This is a genomic window from Desulfoluna sp. CYM3A, from assembly GCF_056829965.1.
On the sequence record NZ_CP186556.1, the window covers coordinates 1,417,274 to 1,436,217 of the forward strand.

Annotated in this window: 17 protein-coding genes; 10 read left to right on the forward strand and 7 right to left on the reverse strand. The window is 58.2% G+C overall.

The annotated features are described in order from the left end of the window. The first annotated feature begins 276 nt into the window (after positions 1–276). Both ACOYW1_RS07350 and ACOYW1_RS07355 read left to right on the forward strand, forming a co-directional pair. Complete coding sequence (locus ACOYW1_RS07350; protein ID WP_482422278.1) at positions 277–453, forward strand: hypothetical protein; 177 nt, start codon at positions 277–279, stop codon at positions 451–453. Further along, positions 407–1,093, forward strand: coding sequence for an NADPH-dependent 7-cyano-7-deazaguanine reductase QueF (locus ACOYW1_RS07355; protein ID WP_482422279.1), 687 nt, complete (start codon positions 407–409; stop codon positions 1,091–1,093). The genes ACOYW1_RS07350 and ACOYW1_RS07355 overlap by 47 nt, the downstream gene beginning before the upstream one ends. Positions 1,094–1,308: 215 nt before the next feature. Here the strand turns inward: ACOYW1_RS07355 and ACOYW1_RS07360 are convergent, their stop codons facing one another. Continuing rightward, positions 1,309–3,864 (reverse strand): hypothetical protein, encoded by a 2,556-nt coding sequence (locus ACOYW1_RS07360; protein ID WP_482422280.1) that lies wholly within the window; start codon positions 3,862–3,864, stop codon positions 1,309–1,311. A 117-nt stretch (positions 3,865–3,981) separates the two neighbouring features. Further along, the gene (locus tag ACOYW1_RS07365) at positions 3,982–4,599 is read right to left on the reverse strand and encodes a TetR/AcrR family transcriptional regulator (RefSeq protein ID WP_482416884.1); all 618 of its coding nucleotides are present in this window, start codon (positions 4,597–4,599) and stop codon (positions 3,982–3,984) included. Positions 4,600–5,252: 653 nt separating this feature from the next. Between ACOYW1_RS07365 and ACOYW1_RS07370 the strand changes: the two genes are divergently transcribed. The 3 genes from ACOYW1_RS07370 (at position 5,253) to ACOYW1_RS07380 (ending at position 8,017) form a co-directional block, all read left to right on the forward strand. Beyond that, on the forward strand, positions 5,253–5,723 hold the full coding sequence (locus ACOYW1_RS07370) for a polyhydroxyalkanoate synthesis regulator DNA-binding domain-containing protein (protein WP_482416883.1): 471 nt from the start codon (positions 5,253–5,255) through the stop codon (positions 5,721–5,723). A gap of 1,306 nt (positions 5,724–7,029) precedes the next feature. Further along, the gene (locus ACOYW1_RS07375; RefSeq protein WP_482416881.1) at positions 7,030–7,389 is read left to right on the forward strand and encodes a hypothetical protein; all 360 of its coding nucleotides are present in this window, start codon (positions 7,030–7,032) and stop codon (positions 7,387–7,389) included. Positions 7,390–7,525: 136 nt separating this feature from the next. Further along, positions 7,526–8,017, forward strand: a complete 492-nt coding sequence (locus ACOYW1_RS07380; protein WP_482422281.1) for a dihydrofolate reductase — start codon at positions 7,526–7,528, stop codon at positions 8,015–8,017. Positions 8,018–8,045: 28 nt separating this feature from the next. Here the strand turns inward: ACOYW1_RS07380 and ACOYW1_RS07385 are convergent, their stop codons facing one another. The 4 genes from ACOYW1_RS07385 to ugpB all read right to left on the reverse strand — a co-directional run bounded on the left by ACOYW1_RS07385 (position 8,046) and on the right by ugpB (position 11,985). Further along, positions 8,046–8,645: a histidine phosphatase family protein gene (locus ACOYW1_RS07385; RefSeq protein WP_482422282.1), complete on the reverse strand. Its 600-nt coding sequence runs from the start codon at positions 8,643–8,645 to the stop codon at positions 8,046–8,048. Between the two features lie 98 nt (positions 8,646–8,743). Then, a complete protein-coding gene (locus ACOYW1_RS07390; protein WP_180144476.1) occupies positions 8,744–9,664 on the reverse strand; it encodes an ABC transporter permease subunit in 921 nt (306 codons plus the stop codon). A 12-nt stretch (positions 9,665–9,676) separates the two neighbouring features. After that, a complete protein-coding gene (gene ugpA, locus ACOYW1_RS07395; RefSeq protein ID WP_180144479.1) occupies positions 9,677–10,567 on the reverse strand; it encodes a sn-glycerol-3-phosphate ABC transporter permease UgpA in 891 nt (296 codons plus the stop codon). A gap of 101 nt (positions 10,568–10,668) precedes the next feature. After that, positions 10,669–11,985 carry a sn-glycerol-3-phosphate ABC transporter substrate-binding protein UgpB gene (gene ugpB / locus ACOYW1_RS07400; RefSeq protein ID WP_482416878.1) on the reverse strand — a complete coding sequence of 439 codons (1,317 nt, stop codon included), beginning with the start codon at positions 11,983–11,985 and terminating at the stop codon, positions 10,669–10,671. A 427-nt stretch (positions 11,986–12,412) separates the two neighbouring features. On the opposite strand from ugpB, the gene ACOYW1_RS07405 reads away from it, so the two are divergent. Continuing rightward, positions 12,413–13,510, forward strand: coding sequence for an ABC transporter ATP-binding protein (locus ACOYW1_RS07405; RefSeq protein ID WP_482422283.1), 1,098 nt, complete (start codon positions 12,413–12,415; stop codon positions 13,508–13,510). 655 nt (positions 13,511–14,165) lie between these two features. Here the strand turns inward: ACOYW1_RS07405 and ACOYW1_RS07410 are convergent. After that, the gene (locus ACOYW1_RS07410; RefSeq protein WP_482422284.1) at positions 14,166–15,509 is read right to left on the reverse strand and encodes a Na+/H+ antiporter NhaC family protein; all 1,344 of its coding nucleotides are present in this window, start codon (positions 15,507–15,509) and stop codon (positions 14,166–14,168) included. A 355-nt stretch (positions 15,510–15,864) separates the two neighbouring features. Between ACOYW1_RS07410 and ACOYW1_RS07415 the strand changes: the two genes are divergently transcribed. From ACOYW1_RS07415 to ACOYW1_RS07430, 4 genes are all read left to right on the forward strand, one after another. After that, the gene (locus ACOYW1_RS07415) at positions 15,865–17,121 is read left to right on the forward strand and encodes a sodium-dependent transporter (protein WP_482422285.1); all 1,257 of its coding nucleotides are present in this window, start codon (positions 15,865–15,867) and stop codon (positions 17,119–17,121) included. Beyond that, positions 17,105–17,338 carry a hypothetical protein gene (locus ACOYW1_RS07420; protein WP_482422286.1) on the forward strand — a complete coding sequence of 78 codons (234 nt, stop codon included), beginning with the start codon at positions 17,105–17,107 and terminating at the stop codon, positions 17,336–17,338. Before ACOYW1_RS07415 ends, ACOYW1_RS07420 begins: the two co-directional genes overlap by 17 nt. A 4-nt stretch (positions 17,339–17,342) precedes the next feature. After that, a complete protein-coding gene (locus ACOYW1_RS07425) occupies positions 17,343–17,441 on the forward strand; it encodes a MetS family NSS transporter small subunit (RefSeq protein ID WP_139163969.1) in 99 nt (32 codons plus the stop codon). A gap of 198 nt (positions 17,442–17,639) precedes the next feature. Further along, a complete protein-coding gene (locus ACOYW1_RS07430; RefSeq protein WP_482422287.1) occupies positions 17,640–18,854 on the forward strand; it encodes an L-serine ammonia-lyase, iron-sulfur-dependent, subunit alpha in 1,215 nt (404 codons plus the stop codon). The last annotated feature ends 90 nt before the right edge of the window (positions 18,855–18,944 follow it).

Sequence of the window (18,944 nt, forward strand, 5' to 3'; positions counted from 1 at the left end):
CCTCCGGCGGGCAGGGGCTGAGCCCCTGCACCCCAGGTTCGCGAATGCTCCAGGGATCGTTTCTCACCCTTACACATTCGCTGACGGGCTGCGTCCGTGGCTGCCAATGACGTCTATTCAACCGTCTTTGTGTTCTTCGTGATTGAAAAATAAATCTCGATAAAGGGCCATACGGTGACGGTCGAGTGAACCAACATCGTCAGACTTGTTTGCGAATGCTTTATCCGCCCCCGGCAGGGCCGCCGGAGGCTTTATTTATCCATGATGGGAGTTTGTATGAGAACGGAAAACCCCTTGGGGAAGAAAATCGGATACACCTTTACCTACGACCCGTCCCAGCTGTTTCCGGTGGAGCGGGCCCTGGGCCGGGGGGCTTTGGGGTTGGACGGAAAGGCGCTTCCCTTTTGTGGCCAAGACATCTGGACGGCCGTGGTTCTCCTGGCTGGACGGTAAGGGCAAACCCGTCTCTGCGGTGGCCGAGATCAGGGTTCCGGCCACCAGTCGGTGCATTGTGGAGTCCAAGTCCCTGAAACTCTATCTGAACTCCTTTAACATGAGCCGGTTTGAGAGCCCTGAGGCGGTGAGGACGGCCATGGCGGGCGATCTTTCCAGGGTGGCGGAAGGGGAGGTGATGGTCTCCCTGTTCGGGTGCGACGACACCGAGGCCCTGGGAACGCAACGCGCAGGTGGGCGGTGCATCGATCACCATGAAGCCGATTCGTATGTCTACGAGGTGGACGCCTCCCTTCTGGCCCACGGGGACGGCGACGTCACGGACGAGACCCTGTGCTCCCATATCCTGCGCACCAACTGCCCGGTGACCGGCCAGCCCGACTGGGCCACGGTGGAGATCACCTACTCCGGGAAAAGGATCGACGAGACCGCGCTTTTTGCCTACCTTGTTTCGTTTCGGACCCACACGGGCTACCACGAGAACTGTGTGGAGACCCTCTACACGGACATCATGGCTCGCCTGGCCCCCACGGCCCTTACGGTGGTGGGGCGGTTTACCCGACGGGGCGGCCTGGACATCAACCCGTGCCGGAGCAGTTCGTCCACGGCGTTTCCCAACCGCCGCCTTGTGCGTCAGTAGGGCATAAACCCACTTTTCGCTGCATGAAAAGCCCCCCTTCGGAGCGACTCCGTAAGGGGGGCTTTTTTTGTGTCGGTGTGATAAATCGTTGTGTCAAAAACGGGGTAACGATCCGATGAAACAGCCGTTGGCGCCGCCCAGACTGGAGTCACCGGCGTGTTTTCCGTTTATTTTTAGGGCATCCTCCTTGACTTTGGAAAGGGTTGACCCGTCTTTTAGGGTGACTCGCATACCGATGTCGTACTCTCCGAGATCGGATACAGACGCTTCGGCGGTACCAGTTTTTCGCTGGTGACGCTGGCCTTGGTTTTTCGTAGCCTTCCTCCACGGGACGGAAGATATCCCATTGCCAGTGCGTTGATGCCCAGGTCCGGGTTGGAATTGTCTGTAAAGGTGACCGTTGCCGAGAGGTTGGCGCTCACGGGGGTATGCTTGAAATCAAGGTCCTCCGGGGAAAAGACCCGGACGGTGGTGCTGGCGGGTTCCGTGGAGATGCCGGTAAGGGTCACTGTGTTGGTTCGTTCGTCAGTGTCCCAGATTTTGTAGGCAACCAGATCGTTTACTTTTTCAAAGATTCGGGTCTCTTTGTCTTCGGGGTCCCTGCATACCTCGGAAAGGGCGATGGCCATGTCCGTGGTGGTGGTGATGCCGCTGTCAATGGTGAGGGTGACCGTGTTGCTTGCCTCGTCGTACTCGCCCTCTGCGTGGTTGGCCCCCCCTGCCAGGGTGACGCTTGTTTCGTATTCGTCAAGCCAGGGGCTGCTGCTGTCGGAAATGTTGCCGTTGTCCGATTTAAAGGACGCCGACGCAATGGTGTCGTCCAGGGTGTTCAGGTGGTCGATGATGGCCTGGATGGTGGTGGTACCGTTACGGATGTGGACAGTAAGGGTGTTGTACACAGAAGAGAAGGTGGAGGTCACCTCATCTGAGGGTGCGGGGCTTGCAAGTTTTACCTCGATGTTTCCCTTTACGCCGGGGGGCGCGGTGATATTGATAAGGCCGCCCAGCACCCCCGTTGCAGACTCCGACGCCGGTGTTTCCCCGGTGTCTTGGATAGTGACGGTGGGCCCCGGCTCCTGGGTCCTGTGTCCCCATAGCTTGATCATGCCGTCAATGTAGGCGATGTTTTCCCGATACACGGTGAGCTCCGGGTGCCACTCTCCCAATCCCTTGAACCGGTGGACGGCAAGGTAGTAGTCATCGCCTTTGGTCTCTTCGTTGATGAAGAGGTCCTCGTTATCGCGTCCTCCCGTAAGCTGGACGCTGTCGTAGTCCTTGGATGAGACCTCCCAGGGGCTGGTGCCGTGTCGGGGGTATACCTCAGAGACCGCGTTGCTCTGTTCAAGGATCTCTTTGATCTGGTTCTGGGTGGTGACCCCGGAGTTGACGGTCAGGTGGATGACATCTCCTGAGACCACCATGTGGGGCGTGCATCCGGTGCAGGGATGAATGCGCAGCTCCCGGTTGCTTTCCTCTCCCCCCTCGCCGGTAATGTAGAGGGCGGTGGTGGCCCCTGACGGGGTGGAAGAGTAGAGAACCCCGTAAGAGGGCACAGGGTCATGTATGCCGGTGTTGAAACGCCACTCCCGCTTCCAGATGTCCCCCAGGGCAAAGTCGTAGAGGATGACCTCATAGGTGTAGGTGCCGTCCACTTTGACACCGATGCCTGTGGGTTGATCCGCCAGGATGTAAGCGGTGTTCGGCTCTGCTTCCGTCATGCGGTACAGGGCGCCCGTTGGGGTGGTGGTGGAGCCGGAGGGCGTGTTGGTGGCAGCCAGGAGGCCGTCCTCTGCTGCGCTGAGGCAGTTGATGTCGTTCTGTGTTCCTGTGAGCATCTCCTTCCATACGTCGTTGTCGGTGTCCAGATAATACGCCTTGCCGTAGCTCCCGGCAGCCACGAGGAGCCCGTTGCCCTCGCTAATGCACAACAGGGGCGGGCGATCCTCTTTGTCGATGGCCATTTGCTGCCATCCCTTGGTGGCGTGGTATCGGAGGATGTACCCGTAGGTGGCTTCGGCCACGGCATAAAGGGTCTTGTCCGCTGTTTGCCAGACCCCTCGGAAGTCGAGGCTCAGCCCGCCGCTGTTTAAGGGGGTGAGTGCGTTTGTGCCGGTGTTCAGTTCAAGGACAAGGCCTCCGGCGCTGGAAATATAGGCGTTGGAACCGAATCCGTTGATGGCGTACATGTTGGGAAGCTCTTGAGATGCACCGACCAGGGGGCTGAATGAGGCGCCGTCAAAGGAGAGGAGGACCCCTGCTGGTGTTGTGTCGGTTGCCGAGCGCTGTTTGCCCCCGGACAGATAGACCACGCCGTTTTCGTCAACCCACAGGCCTGTAAAGGAGGAGGCAAAATAGGGGGACTCCGGTCCGTACTGCGAGTTGAGCTCCTCCCAGGTAGATCCGGTGTAGCGAAAGATAACGCCGTACTTGCTTTGGGTGTCGACGGCGTTGATGGTTCCGTCGTTGTTGGAGTCGAACAGCGGGGGGCCGAGGCGGTAGCCTGAGGCATACACGGTTCCCCATGGGGTGGCGTGGACGGCAAAGAGCACGGCACCGGAGAGGGTGTCGTCGGAGATGTCCGACCAGGAGCCCCCTGAATGGCGGAAGGCAGCGCCGTCGAACCCCACGGCATAGGAGACGGTATCATCGGACCAGCAACCCATAAGGGGCGGCGTGGAGACGGCGGGCGGCTCATAGTCCCAGAGCCCGAAAGCGGTGGCGGCTTGGAGACAGATGGCGGCAGCTGTGAGCAGGGTCAGGCGTATGGTCACGGATTTTCTCCTTGTCCGGTAAGGTTGGTACGTCGGCGCTGAAGAAAATCGATTATATAACAATGTTTACTCTAATAAAAGAAGTTTGATGTGCGATCATTGCATTTATACGCGTCCTCAGAAGGTTATGGCTTTTTCCTCTGTGACCAGGGTGTCGTGGAAGGCTTTGGCTGTAATCCTTGCCACGTGATAGAGGCTTTCCCTGTGGGAGGAGGCGTCGCTTGACGGATAGTTTCGGAAGGTGATGACGTTGCCGAAAAGGGAGGCAAAAAAGGCATGGGAATAATAGCTGACCGGATGGGCTTCACCTGCTTTGGCAAGGGCCCTGTCCAGCATGTCCAGAAAGAGGACCTGGATGACGTTGAACTTGCGAAGGGTCTCAGGGTTTTTCTCGCCCTTGATCATGAAATGGCTCATCATCTGGAAGATATCTTCGTTGTCCACAAGGAAATTGACGATGTCGATGGCGATATCGTCCAGTTCGCGACGGCTTTCCCAGAGGCGCGATTTGATCTTGTTGATATCGTTGGTGAGGATCTCTACGAACAGGTCGTCCTGGCTTGGAAAGTATTGATAAAGCGACGCAACGGAGATGCCCGCCTCGTTGGCGATATCCCTCATACCGATTTCGTGGAATGAGTTCTGGCTGAAGAGGGTTTTGGCTGCGTTGATAATCAATTGTCTTCGGACTTCACGTTCATGCTCTTTGAGCTGTTTCAGGATAGATTTCGCCATGGTCGGGTTTCTCCTGTTCCGGGGTCCAAGTGTGCTGACATGGTATTGTTTTCGCGAGGAAGGCTGCGTCGTCTTTGTGTCGTCATCCGGTTCCTGACCTGCTGTGTTTCGCGGTACCCGACATGGTGTCTGTTGCTCGGGAGGGTACCGCCTGCGGGGCAAAGGGCTTTTAGCCCGGATATTTCACGAGTCGAGTTCACCCATATTCAGCAGGCGTCGTGGTTTTATAAAAGCCCTGATAACGCAGGAGATGGGTGCACTCGGCTCGCCCGAAGGGTGAGAAAATCGTGCAGAAAACCGTGAATTGCATTTTGTGTCTTTGAGATGTCAAATCTCTTGCGCTAACCGCCTGCAAGAACATGTTATTGCTTCAGTATAGCCGTTTTCTCATGACATATCCGGGTTAGGTGCCGGGCCGCTTCAAGTGGACGGGAAGGGGCGTTTGTGTTTCACTATAAAGGAATTTGCGATAGGTAAAAACAAAATTGTTTAAACCAAACAAAGTAATTTTATTAAAACACTCTTTTATCAATAAAGGAAACAGGCCGCCGATGTCAATTGCATTCCCCGGTGGGCTGGCATATAGTACCAAAAAAGGGTCGCCGATCCGGGGCCTTTCAACTCATCGACCGACAACCCAAGCGGGAGAGACAATGGCTGAAGAGACCGTGGTGGTGAAAAAGTACAGCAACAGGCGCCTCTACAACACATCCGAGAGCTCGTACATCACCCTGGAGCAGCTTGCCGAGATCATCCGGAGCGGAAAAGATGTGAAGGTAGTGGAGGCCGGTTCAGGGGATGACGTGACGGCCTATATCCTCACCCAGATCCTTGTGGAGGAGGCAAAGAACAAAAAATTTTTTCTCCCCGTTCACCTGCTTCACCTGATGCTTCGGTACGGTGACAACATGATGGGGGATTTTTTTGATCTTCACCTGTCTCAGACCATCGACAGTTACGTCAAGCAGCGGAAAGCCTTTGATGAGCAATTCAAGAAGGTGCTTCATTTCAGTTCGGAGTTTACCGAGATGGCAAGGCGATCCGTGGACGATCTGGCCAAGGCCTCTCCTTTTCCTTTTTTCCACACAGGAAGAAAAGAGCCCGGGGAGAAGGGGGAACCCTGAGGGAAAACGCTATTGAGTTGCCTTTTGATCTGTTCGATGACCCCTTTGATCCCCGTGGGGGCCACCTGGGCCGCTTCTAGGGCAGCGGTCTGGCTTCGGACACCGTTGACGGCCTCCAGCATGGCCGAGGCAAGGGCCGGACCCTTTTCCCGTATGGCGGCCTGCCCCTTTTCCGGGTTGACTCGGAATGTCACGTACAACGCTTCCACCTGGCCCTGGAACCTGCGAAGTTGCCCTGAGAGTTTTTGCACGTTCCGCTCCCACCGTTTGATCTCCGATGCCACGATTTTTTCCTGCCTGGGATAGGCCTTGCCCACCCGCCTGATCCGTTTGATTTCGTTTTTCATGAGGGCCATCTCCGTGTTGGCGTCGACCATGCGGTGATAGACATCGGGGAGCCGTGCCCAGGAGAACTTCAGGACACTGTCGTCCAGGTCCACGTACTCCAGGGTTTGACGGGGGTACCCGGATTTGAAAAAGGCGGTGTATCCAAACCAGCCCCCTGCGGTGAGGCCCGCAAGGAGCAGCACGGCGGCAATGGGCAGGATTATCTTTCTTTTGCTCTTTTTGGGTTTGGGGCTTTCTGCGGCTTCGTTCTGGTCGCTTGTCATCTTTTTTATCCCACGGCTTGCGGTTGTCGGTTCGGCTCCCTTTGTTATCATCTCGGCCGGGGAGAAGGCCAGCTTTAGCCCGGATATTTCATGAGAAAACAACCGGTCAAAGAAAAAACACCATTATTTCGGGTGGGTATACAACAAGGGCGCTGGCTGTTTTGAAAATGGAAATCGACGTTTGCTGTTTGATTTTCTCACCCTTCGGGCGAGCCGAGTGCACCCATCTTCTGCGTTATCAGAGCTTTGAGGTAAACAACTTCATCTGCAGCTCTGATGCCTTGAATATGGGTGCACTCGACTCGTGAAATATCCGGGTTAGTCCGCAGATTTTTTTGCGGCCTTGCTTAACGCTCCGCTTCCGACGTATACTGTACATATAGACCGCCGGATGTACCCCCATCACCATGCACTTGCATTCAACGTTCGATATATGTCGGTTTGGCCCGCGACAGCGAGGGGATGGAAAGCCTTGTGCGTTTCCAAGCCCCTGAAGAGCAATCGCTGAATATTTTCGCGACCATTATTTGTTGAAACGTATCTGTTTTCCCACTCCCATTCGTGTAACCCACTCATCGCTGACGTTCATGCCGGTACGGATGCCGCGAGCCGTGCAAACGGCCAATGCATCACAGACAACCTCGCCCCGGACGGGAGGCCGTATGGATATTTTAGCCGATAGCGTCGGAAGACATGTGAAGACACGATATTACCGAACATTGGAGCTGGCCGCAGGAAAGCGCCGCGACTTCGAGCAGCTCAGGGAGCAGCTTGTTTCGATCCTCTATGATGTGGTGGACATCGACCTTTTCCAGGATGTCGCCGAAGAGGTGGTGGAGTCCATCGACGAGCTCACCGAAGGGGTGAAAGGCATCACCCTGCTGCATCGCTACGGCACCCTGCTGGATCCGTCGACCTGCTCCATCCACTCGTTTCGGCCCCTTTGCCGGGAATTGCTGGAGCTGGTGAACCGTGTGCTGTCCGTGACGCGGGGGAACAAGGGCCAGCGTCGCATGGCCCGGATGCACACCATGGGGATCCAGATCATCAAGTAGCCCGTGGCCCGGACCAGCCTCCTCGACACGGCCCGGTCCGGGTGGTATAGGGGAGACACGGCACACGGCACGGGATGTTCCCGGGCCCGTAAAGGGTGCCGGTGGGCTTTATCCGGGTGATGAAGGGATGGTAAGCATGAAAATATCTATTGTCGTTGCGGTGGCGGACAACGGGATCATCGGCAATGGTGCCGATATTCCCTGGAATATCGAAGGGGAACTCTCCCTGTTTAAGGCGGTGAGTTACCACCACAGCGTGCTCATGGGCAGAAAAACCTGGGAGACCATCGGGCGTCCCCTTCCGGGCAGAAAGATCATTGTCCTGACCCGTAATGCCTCCTACAAAGCCCCCGGGTGCCTGGTCTGCACCTCCCTTGAGGAGGCCATTGAGGCGGGCTGCGCAGGGGGGCGGCGGCTCATGGTGGCCGGGGGCGGTGAAATCTTCCGGGAGACCCTTCCCCTGGCAGACACCCTCCATATCTCCCATATTCACGCCACACCCGCCGGGGACATTTTCATGCCCGAGATTCCCGACACCTTCACACCGGTTTTTTCCCAGGCGTATCCCGCCAAGACTCCCTACACCTACACCATCTACCTGAAAGATCCCGCAGCCGCCGGAGCCTGATGGGCCCCGGCATCGTGCGCGGTGAATCTTACCTGCTGGGGACCGGCCGGATTTCGGCCGTCTCCAGGAGGGAGAGGCTGCGGTGTTTTGCCGGGTCGATGCCGTCGAAGACACACTGGAGGATCTGGCCCGGATCCCCGTGGGTGACCAGGATGATGTCTTTTTCGTTGTAGCGGCGACCCGTGCGTTTCACCACCTCCACCATGCGGGCGGCAACGGAGCTGACGCTCTCCACGCCGAACTCGGTGTGATCCGGGTTTGACTCGTCAAAGGCCCACCCCTTTTCGTAGAGGCCGCTCTCCTTTAAATCAAACTCCCCGAAAAAGCGCTCCCGCAGGTTGGCGTCGGAGAACCGTTCCGCCTTGAGGATCTTGGCTGCGATGTCGGCGGTCTCCATGGTGCGTAGAAAGGGAGAGCAGACCACCACGGGTTTGATGAGGCGATTGAAGAACCCTTCGTCTTGCGCACGGGTCACGGAGCGGGTCACCTCCTCCTTGCCGGTATCCGAAAGGCCCCAGTTGCCGATGCCGTTTTCCGGGCTGCTCACAATGAGGCCCTTGTCGTTGGCCGTGCTGTGTCCGTGGCGTAAAATAAAGTAGCGGTTGGTGTGAAAGGGAAGGGTGATCATGTGGGGTCGCCTTTATGCTGTGTGAGAAAAAAGAGGCAGGGCGCGGCATACCGTAAGGTGTGCCGCGCCCTGGGTGTTTGTAACGGATAAGGTCGGGGCTATTTTTCCGAGTCCACCAGGCCCTTGACGAACCATTTCTGCATGGCCAGGACCACCACGATGGGCGGCAGCATGACGATGAGGGCCCCTGCCAGGGCGATGTTCCACTCGGGGAGGTCGTCGGCCAGGGGGATGAGGTTCTGCAGGCCGATGACCGCTGTCTGCATCTTGGGGTTGGTGGTGATGAGCAGGGGCCAGAGGTACTGGTTCCAGCCGTAGACAAACTCAATGACCACCAGGGCGGCGATGTTGGTTTTGGACAGGGGCAGCAGCACCTTCCAGAAGAAGGTCATGGGGGAGGCCCCGTCCATCTTGGCCGCTTCGCAGAGCTCTTCCGGCACGGTGAGGAAAAACTGGCGGAAGAGGAAGGTGCAGGTGGCCGAGGCCACCAGGGGCAGAATCAGGCCCGTGTGACTGTCCAGAAGGCTCCAGTTGAGGGAGACCTCCACGTCGTGTCCGGCAAACCAGCTCACCACACTGTTGAGGTGCAGCATGTCCCAGAGGGGCTGCAGGGGGCCGAAGAGGTTGGCGGCCATCTCGTAGGTGGGCAGGATGCGCACCTCCACCGGCAGCATCAGGGTGCAGAAGACCGTGACAAAGGCCACGGTGCGCAGCTTGTAGTCAAAGTAGACGATGGAAAACGCCCCCAGCATGGAGACGGAGATCTTGCCGAGGGTGATGCCCGAGGCCATGATCAGGGAGTTGAAGAGCTGGGTGGAGAGATCCCCGCGGGTCCAGGCCAGCTTCATGTTGACGAAAAACTGATCCCCGGGAACCAGGGGCATGGGGACCATGGAGACCTTTTCCAGGGGCAGGGACGCGGCAATGCCTGCGTAGAGGATGGGAAAGCCGACGATGACGATGCCCAGGATCAGAAAAACGTAGGTCAGAAAATCGAGTATGGGTGTTTTTTCAACCATGATGTGCCTTTATTACCCCGCGTATTGGACTCTTTTTTCGATGAATTTGAACTGGAACACGGTGACTCCGACGATGAGGATCATCAGGATCACGGACTGGGCGGCGGACGAGCCCATGTCCAGTCCCACGAATCCGTCCTGGTACACCTTGTAGACCAGGGTGTTGGTGGCCCCGCCCGGGCCCCCTTGGGTGACCGCATGGATGACCCCGAAGGTCTCGAAGAAGGCGTAGATGATGTTCATGACGGTCAGGAAAAAGAGGGTGGGGGACAACAGCGGCAGGGTGATGGCGAAAAACCGTCGGAAAGGGGAGGCGCCGTCCATGGAAGCCGCTTCGATGAGCGAATGGGGAATGGCCTGGAGTCCGGCCATGAAGAAGACGAAGTTGTAGCTGATCTCTTTCCAGGCACTGGCGATGATGACCATGGCCAGGGCGTCGTTGCCGTTGAGCACCGGGTTCCAGTTGAAGCCGAACCACTTTTTCAGGGCCAGGGCCACCACCCCGAAGGATGGGTGCAAAAGAAAAAGCCAGAGGACACCGGAGATGGCCGGGGCCACGGCGTAGGGCCAGATGAGCATGGTCCGGATCAGGGCCTTGCACCGCGTGGCCCGGTTGGCCAGGGTGGCGATGATCATCCCCAGGGAGATGGAGACAAAGGCGGTGGTGAGGCTGAAGACAATGGTGATGCCGATGGACTTGAGGTAGAGGGGATCGGTGAAGATCGCCGTAAAGTTCTCAAACCACACGAAGGTGTTGGACATCCCGAAGGGGTCGCTCAGGAGAAAGGATTGCACCAGTCCCTGGGCGGCGGGCCAGTAAAAAAAAGTCAACGTGACCAGAACCTGTGGAAGGATCAGCACGTAGGGCAGGTACCTTGAGTTGAAAACCGATCGTTTTTGCATGGGGCCTGTGGCTTTTGGGGTAATACGTCAACGCACGAAAGCCCCGGGCCCGGCCGCAGGGGCCGGGTCCGGGGCGGTGTCTGTTAAACCTTTAGATACGGTTAGGACCGTCTCTTGTAGGTTTTGGCAAAGGATTTCAGCTTGATGTTGGCACGCTTGACCGCCGCGTCCAGGGCCTCCTGGGGGGTCTTGTTGCCGTTCCACACCAGTTCCAGCTCTTCGTTGATGATGTTGCGGATCTGGGTGAAGCTGCCGAGGCGCAGGCCCCGTGAGATCTTGGTGGGGTCCCGTCGCTTGAGCTGCTTGATGCCTACTTCCTGTTTGGGGTCGGCCTTGTAGTAGCCCTTGGCCTTGAGGCTCTCGTAGGCGTCAATGGTGGCGGGGAAGTAGCCGGTCTGCTTGTGCCAGTACTCCTGGATCTCGTTGGTGGAGATGAACTTCAGGAAGGCGGCCGTGGCCTTGTACTCTTCCTTGGTGTGGCCCCTGAGCACCCAGAGGGAGGCCCCGCCGATGATGCTGTTCTGGGGCTCTTTCATGTCCGCTTCCACGGGAAGGGGAGCCACGCCCCAGTCAAACTGGGCCGCTTTCTTCAGCTTGGCGATGCCGCTGATGGAGTCCATGTAGATCCCGGCTTTCTGGGCGAGGAACTCGGCCTTGGGGCCCTGGTACTTTTGGCCGGAGTAGACGAATCGGCCGTCCTTGGCCCAGTCCCGGAGGCGGGTGACGTGCTTGACCATCTGGGGGTTGTTGATGGTGAGCTCCACGTCAAGGCCTTCGTAGCCGTTGGCCTTGGTGGCAAAGGGGATGTTGTGGATGGCGCTGTAGTTCTCCACCTGGACCCAGGACTGCCAGGCCGTGACCATACCGGCATCGACCCCTGCGGCACGGAGCTTGCCCGTGGCCACGCCCATGTCGTCCCAGGTAACGGGGACGGTGTCGATACCCGCTTTTTTGAAGAGCTCTTTGTTGTAGTACATGACGGGCGTGGACGAGTTGAAGGGCATGGAAACCAGTTCGCCGTCGGCGTTCATGTAGTAGGAGAGGATGGGCTGGAGGTACCGTGACCAGTCGATGTCGTTGCCTGTGTCCTTCATGAGCTGGAATACGGGGTAGACCACGCCGGAGAGCATCATGGTCTGGGTGCCCACCTCGAACACCTGCATGATGTGGGGCTGTTTTTTTGCCCTGAAGGCGGCGATCCCTGCGTTGAGGGTCTCGTCGTAGTTTCCTTTGAAGGTGCCCACGACACGGTACTGGTCCTGGGACTCATTGAATCGCTTGATGATTTCGTTGGCCACTTCGCCGCGAGCAGATCTCATGGCATGCCACCATTCAATGGTGACGGGTTTGGCCATGGCTGCTGCGGGGGCAAGGATCAGTGCCGCAGTAAGTGTTGCTAACCATTTTCGAAGAACCATCTCTTCTCCTCCTCATCGTGGGTCGTTCTGAAATAACGCCTGATTGATTGTAACCGCTACTGGTTATGCCGCAGACAGGGTATGGCGATTTTGGGGGAGCGTCAAGGCATAATCAGCCCCGGAAGGGCCCTGTAGCCGCATGGGACCGGGTGGGGCGGCGGGGATTGATTTTAAAATCCGCTCCCTTGTTTTCGGGCGGTAAAAATTTCGTGTGCACAGTTGCTTTCCCTCCGGGGGGCTCGGGGTGCGGGTGGTCCGGGGGAACGTGATTTTTTTATTGTTTCGGTTGCGCCATTCCTGCTAAGACCCCTTGGAGAGATGCGGGATCTTTTTTCCATGGCATGGCGGCCGGCGCAAGCGGGCCGTGCCGGTGGCCGATGACAAGAAGCTCCGACCCGTACGGGGTGCTTTCAGGACAGGACAGGATATGGCTCGTCTTCAGATTAAAGATGTGGTGAAGAGATATGGCAGGACCGAGGTGGTGCACGGCATCAACCTCGATATCGAGGACAAGGAGTTTGTGGTGTTTGTGGGCCCTTCCGGCTGCGGCAAGTCCACCACCCTGCGGATGATCGCCGGCCTCGAAGAGATTTCGGACGGGACCATGTCCATCGGGGACAAGGTGATCAACGACCTGGCCCCCAAGGATCGCGGTGTGGCCATGGTGTTCCAGAATTACGCCCTCTACCCCCACATGAACGTTTTTGACAACATGTCCTTTGGCCTGAAAATCAAAAAAAGGCCCAAAGAGGAGATCAAGCGTCGCGTGGAAGAGGCGGCAGCCATCCTGGGGCTGGAAGAGTTTCTCTACCGCAAGCCTTCCCAGCTCTCCGGCGGCCAGCGCCAGCGCGTGGCCATGGGCCGGGCCATCGTCCGCAGGCCCGATATTTTTCTCTTTGACGAGCCCCTCTCCAACCTCGACGCCAAGCTCAGGACCCAGATGCGTATCGAGATGAAGAAACTCCATCGCCGTGTGGATGCAACCATCATCTACGTCACCCACGATCAGGTGGAAGCCATGACCCTGGGGGACCGCATCGTGGTGATGAAAGACGGGCATATCGTGCAGCAGGGCAAGCCCCTGGAGCTCTTTGAACATCCCGTGAACACCTTTGTGGCCGGCTTTATCGGCAGCCCTCCCATGAACCTGGTCCCCGCAGTGGTCAAAGGTGTGGCAGGGGGCCTCTCCCTTGTATTTGAAGGCGAGGTGAGCCTTCCCATCCCGGAAAAAGAGGGCGCAGAGATCGCCCCCGGCCAGGAGGTTGTGGTGGGCATCCGCGCCGAAGACCTGACCCTTGAAAGCGGTGAAGGCCGCTTCCCGGACGACTGGAAACTCCCCGGCGTGGTGGATGTGGTGGAGCCCCTGGGCAACGAAACCCACGTCCACGTGGACCTGGGCGGCGCCAGGGTCCTTGCCAAGTGCGACGGCCGCAGGGTCGTCAGCCCCGGAGACGCCGTGCGCGTGGAGGCCAACCTTAACCAGTTGCACATCTTTGACGCTGAATCCACCAAGGCGATTTATTGAGGGGATAGGGAAAATAGGTCATAGGGCATAGGGTATAGGTCATAGGACGTAGGGAATGCCCATGCCCCCGAAATCGCACGGTGTCCCGTAGGGTGCGCCGTGCGCACCGCAAACGCCTCATCCATAGAAACCGACCGAAGTCATGGCGCCCTTTGTTTTTTGCGTCACCGATTTAATGCCCCACGAAACGCCACCCGGTGCGGGAGCCGCACCCTACAGCCCGCGATGCCGCTCGGTGTTCCGTAGGTGCGCCGTGCGCACCGCAAACGCCTCATCCATAGAAACCGACCGAAGTCATGGCGCCCTTTGTTTTTTGCGTGACCGATTTGTTGCCCCTCGAAACGCCACCCGGTGCGGGAGCCGCACCCTACAGCCCGCGATGCCGCTCGGTGTCCCGTAGGGTGCGCCGTGCGCACCGCAAACGCCTCATCCATAGAAACCGACCGAAGTCATGGCGCCCTTTGTTTTTTGCGTCGCCAATTTAATGCCCCTTGAAGCGCCATCCGGTGCGGGAGCCGCACCCTACAGCCCGCGATGCCGCTCGGTGTTCCGTGGGGTACGCCGTGCGCCACGAAACGCAGATTATCCAAACAGAAAACCCCCGGCAGAACACTCTGCCGGGGGTTTTCTATTTTAAATCCGTTTGTGCTTTTGCTTATGCGCCTGCGGGGACGTTCGCTTTTTTGCCGGGGATGAAAAGGGCCACCATGGTGCAGCCGAAGAGAACCATGCAGTAGTGGACGTTGCCCACCACGGCAAGGGGCGAAATCTTGAAGATGGAGGCGGCCAGGAGGATCTGGGCTCCCCAGGGGATCAGGCCCTGGCAGATGCAGGCGAAGATGTCCAGGGTGCCTGCGGCCCGCTTGGGCTCCACGCCGTTGGCTTCGGCGATGTTCTTGGCCACGCTGCCGGTGACGAGGATGGCCACGGTGTTGTTGGCCGTGCAGAGGTTGGTGAGAAAGACGAGGATCCCGATGCCCATCTCGGCGATGGCGGTGCCGCCTTTGCTTGAGGCCACGTGGCGGATGGCGTTGGAAACCAACAACTGTCCCAGTGGGCCAGAAGGCTGCCTGTTCTTCATGAGCTCCCCTAAGCCCCCGATGAAGATGGAGAGGATGAAGATCTCCTGCATGCCGGTGAACCCGTTGTAGATCTCCTTGGCAAAGGTGAGGAGGGTGAAGTCCGGGGTGGTCATGAACCCGGCAAGGCCGGCCAGGATGATGCCGGAGAAGAGCACGGCAAAGACGTTGATGCCGGAAACGGCCATCACCAGGATGGCTGCGTAGGGCAGGGCCAGGAGAAAGGAGGCGTCCTTGGCCTCGGCCACGGTGGTGCCTTTGGCCTGGAAGAGGAGCAGGACAATGGTGATGATCGCCGCAGGAACGGCAACGGCCACGTTGACCCGAAATTTGTCCTTCATCTCGCACCCCTGGGTCCGGGTGGCGGCGATGGTGGTGTCGGAGATGATGGAGAGGTTGTCCCCGAACATGGCGCCGCCGGTGACGGCACCTGCGGTGAGGGCGATGGAGAGGCCCGCTTCACCGGCCACGCCCAGGGCAATGGGGGCCAGGGCCGCGATGGTGCCCATGGAGGTTCCCATGGCCGTGGAGATCAGGGCGCCCACCACAAAGAGACCGGGCAGGAGAAAGGAGGCCGGGATGATGGAGATGGCCACAGCCACCACCGCGTCTACGCCGCCGGTTGCTTTGGCCACGGCGCTGAAGCCACCGGCAAGAAGGTAGATCATGCACATGGCCATGATGTTGCTGTGTCCGGCGCCTTTGAGAAAGCGCTCCACAGTGTCTGTGAGGCCCTGCCTGGACAGGAGAACCGACAGGATAATGGCGGGCAGGGCTGCCACCGGAGCTGCCACCTGGTAGAACGCGAAGCTGGTGCCCACGCTTTGAAAATAGAGCCCGCTCCCCACAAAAATGGCAAGGAAGAGACCCAAGGGAAGGAGCGCTGAGACGCGCGGTTGGGTGGAAATAATCCTGTTCACTGTCGTTCACCTCGATAACATCTATATATTTCAATTGATTGACCGAATTTTAGAAAAAAGACACCTTATCAGCATCCTAAGGGACAGTCAAGGTGCTCGGTAAACCATTTTTGCCGATTGGGTTGACAGTCACGGGGTTGACAGAGGTAACAACGGTTTTGGCTTTTCCTTGATGATTGACATACCCCGGTGAATTAGGTATATCGTCAAATTTCTGGATCCCCTTTTTTAAACTTTTAAAATTTGAGGCGGGGGATATTGAAAGTCTGGATCTGAAAGATGTGCCGTGGATTCGACAGGGCGGGCTTTTTGTTTGACGATACACAATCGATATCCACGACGGAAAAGAGGTTGCATGAAACAGCGAGATCAATGGGGAACCCGTTTGGGGTTTATCCTGGCGGCGGTTGGGTCCGCCATCGGCATGGGGAACATCTGGCGATTTCCCTACATGGTGTATGAAAACGGGGGCGGAGCCTTTCTGATCCCTTACTTTGTTGCGGTCTTCACCGCCGGTATTCCCCTTCTGATCCTCGAATTCGGGGTGGGGCAGAGACACGCCGGGGCCACCCCGGTGACCTTCCGTTCTCTTAACAAGAAGTGGGGATGGCTGGGCTGGTGGCAGCTTCTCGTCTGTTTTGTCATTGCAAGCTACTATGTGGTGATCATTGCCTGGTCCTTCTCTTACTTTACCTTCTCTTTCAACCTCGGCTGGGGTGAAGACACCAGCGGCTTCTTCTTCAAGGAGTACCTCCATCTTTCGGACGGCCCCTTTTCCATGGGCGGCATCCAGTGGCACATCCTGGCCCCTCTGGCCGCGGTGTGGCTGACATGCTGGGGCGTGCTCATCTGCGGTGTTAAAAAGGGCATTGAGGCGGCCAACAAGTTTTTCATGCCCGCCCTGTTTGTCATGGTTATCCTCATCATGGCCCGCGCGGTGACCATGCCCGGTGCGGTGGACGGCCTGAACTGGCTCTTCAAGCCGGACTTTTCCGCCCTCGGCGACATCAAGGTGTGGGCGGCTGCTTTTGGTCAGGTCTTCTTCTCCCTGAGTATCGGCTTCGGGATCATGATCACCTACTCCAGTTACCTGTCCGGTGATTCGGACATCAACAACAACGCCTTTATGACCGCCTTCATCAACTGCGGTTTCTCCATGCTCGCCGGGGTCATGATCTTCTCCGTGCTGGGCTACATGGCGGCACAAAAAGGGGTTCCCATCAAAGAGGTGGTCTCCTCCGGTGTGGGCCTGGCCTTTGTCACCATTCCCCAGGCCATCAACTTCATGCCCGGGGCCAGTTTCATCGGGGTGCTTTTCTTCCTCTCCCTGCTCTTTGCCGGTGTCAGCTCCATGATCTCCATCTGTGAGGCGTGCATCGCGGGTATCCTGGAGGGATTCAAGATCAGCCGCAAGGCAGCCACCACCCTGTTCTGCGGCATCGGGTTTGCCGTGAGCGTCATCTACACCACCGGGGCCGCGGTCGGTACCGGCGTGCTTGACATCGTGGACCACTTTATCAACACCTACGCCGTTCTCCTCGGTGGTCTGGTGGAGGTGGTGCTTCTCTCCTGGTTCTTCAACCTGGAGTCCATCCATGAACCGTACCTCTGACTTCCTCGTGGGGCAGTGGTGGACTTTTTGCCTCAAGTTTTTCACCACCTTTGTGGTTGCCTACATGATGGTCATGAAATGCGCAGGGGACATTACCACCCCCTATGAAGGGTACACCGCCAGCGCCCTGGGTATCTACGGCTGGGCCGTTGTGGCATGTCTTCCCGTCCTGGCCATTGTTTTGAGCAAATGCGACCTGCTGGGTCGAAAGGAGTAGCGTTATGGAAACATCTGCCGTACTGATGATGGTCTTCGGGCTGGGCGTTACCTGGGGAGGTGCCTGTTTTTGCATCGGCATCGCCCTTCGCAACCTGAAATAGCTTCATGCAGATCCTTATATAAAGGAGGCCCGACCGGGCCTCCTTTGGAAAAAAAAGTGCATCAGGCGATCCCGGCCTTGTCCGGGCGTCGATCCGCAGTGTAAGATATTCAATGCCGTCGAGGGTTACCCGACGGCATTGTTTGTTTGACGGTGCGTATGTGCACGAATTGCGGGATGTAAGGAAAGGAGGCAGGCCATGGAATCACTTCGGGAACTCTACAGGACGGGGGTCGGACCCTCGAGCAGCCATACCATGGGCCCCAAGCGGGCTGCGGAAATCTTTGGCGGGAAGCACCCGGAGGCCGCCTCGTTCAGGGTGACCCTGTTTGCCAGCCTGGCCGCCACGGGCAAGGGGCACCTCACCGATGTGGCCGTGGCGGAGGGGCTGGCCCCCAAGGCGGTGGAGATCGCCTGGCGCCCGGAAGAGCTCCTTCCCGGACACCCCAACGGCATGCTTTTTGAGGCCCTGGACGCAGATGGGACCAGCCTGGGCGAATGGCTTGTCTACAGCACCGGCGGGGGCGCCATCAGCGAAACCGGCATGCCGCCTGCCAGCTCCCATACCTATGACCTCACCACCATGGAGGATATCCTGAGCCACTGCCGGGAAGAGGGGATTCCCTTCTGGCAGTATGTGGAGGCGTGCGAAGGCGCCGATATATGGGATTTCCTGCGGGATAAGCTCCACCACATGCTGGCCGCCCTGGATCGCGGCCTTGCCACCGAAGGCATTCTTCCCGGGGTGCTGGGTCTCACCCGCAAGGCCTGGACCCTGCACCAGAAAGCCGTCATGAGCGGGGACCACTTCCGCCGCACCGGCAAGATCAGCGCCTACGCCCTGGCCGTTTCCGAAGAGAACGCCGCAGGGGGTACCATTGTCACCGCCCCCACCTGCGGGGCCTGCGGGGTCCTTCCCGCGGTGATCCGTTACCTCATGGAGGTGGTGGAGGCCGACGAAATTATCTTTTTGAGGGCCCTGGCCACGGCCGGTCTCATCGGGAACCTCATCAAATACAACGCCTCCATCTCCGGTGCCGAAGTGGGCTGCCAGGGAGAGGTGGGCACCGCATGCGCCATGGCCGCAGGGGCCGCCGCCCAGATCCTGGGGGGCACCGTGCGCCAGGTGGAATACGCCGCCGAGATGGGCCTTGAACACCACCTGGGCCTCACCTGCGACCCTGTGGCAGGTCTTGTGCAGATCCCCTGCATCGAGCGCAACGCCTTTGCCGCCACACGGGCCATGAACTGCGCCGATTATGCCTTGTTTTCCGATGGTTCCCACCTCATCTCCTTTGACGAGGTGGTGCGCGTCATGCGGGAAACCGGCCAGGACCTGCCCAGCCCCTACCGTGAAACCGCCGAAGGGGGCCTGGCACGCGCCTACAGCAACCGGATGGGCGAGACCGATTGATTGGGTTCTGCCTGACCTTATAACAAACAGGGCTTTGTCGTTTGCCTTAAATGACGTCTGGGCTGCGACCTTCCAAAAACGAGACAGATC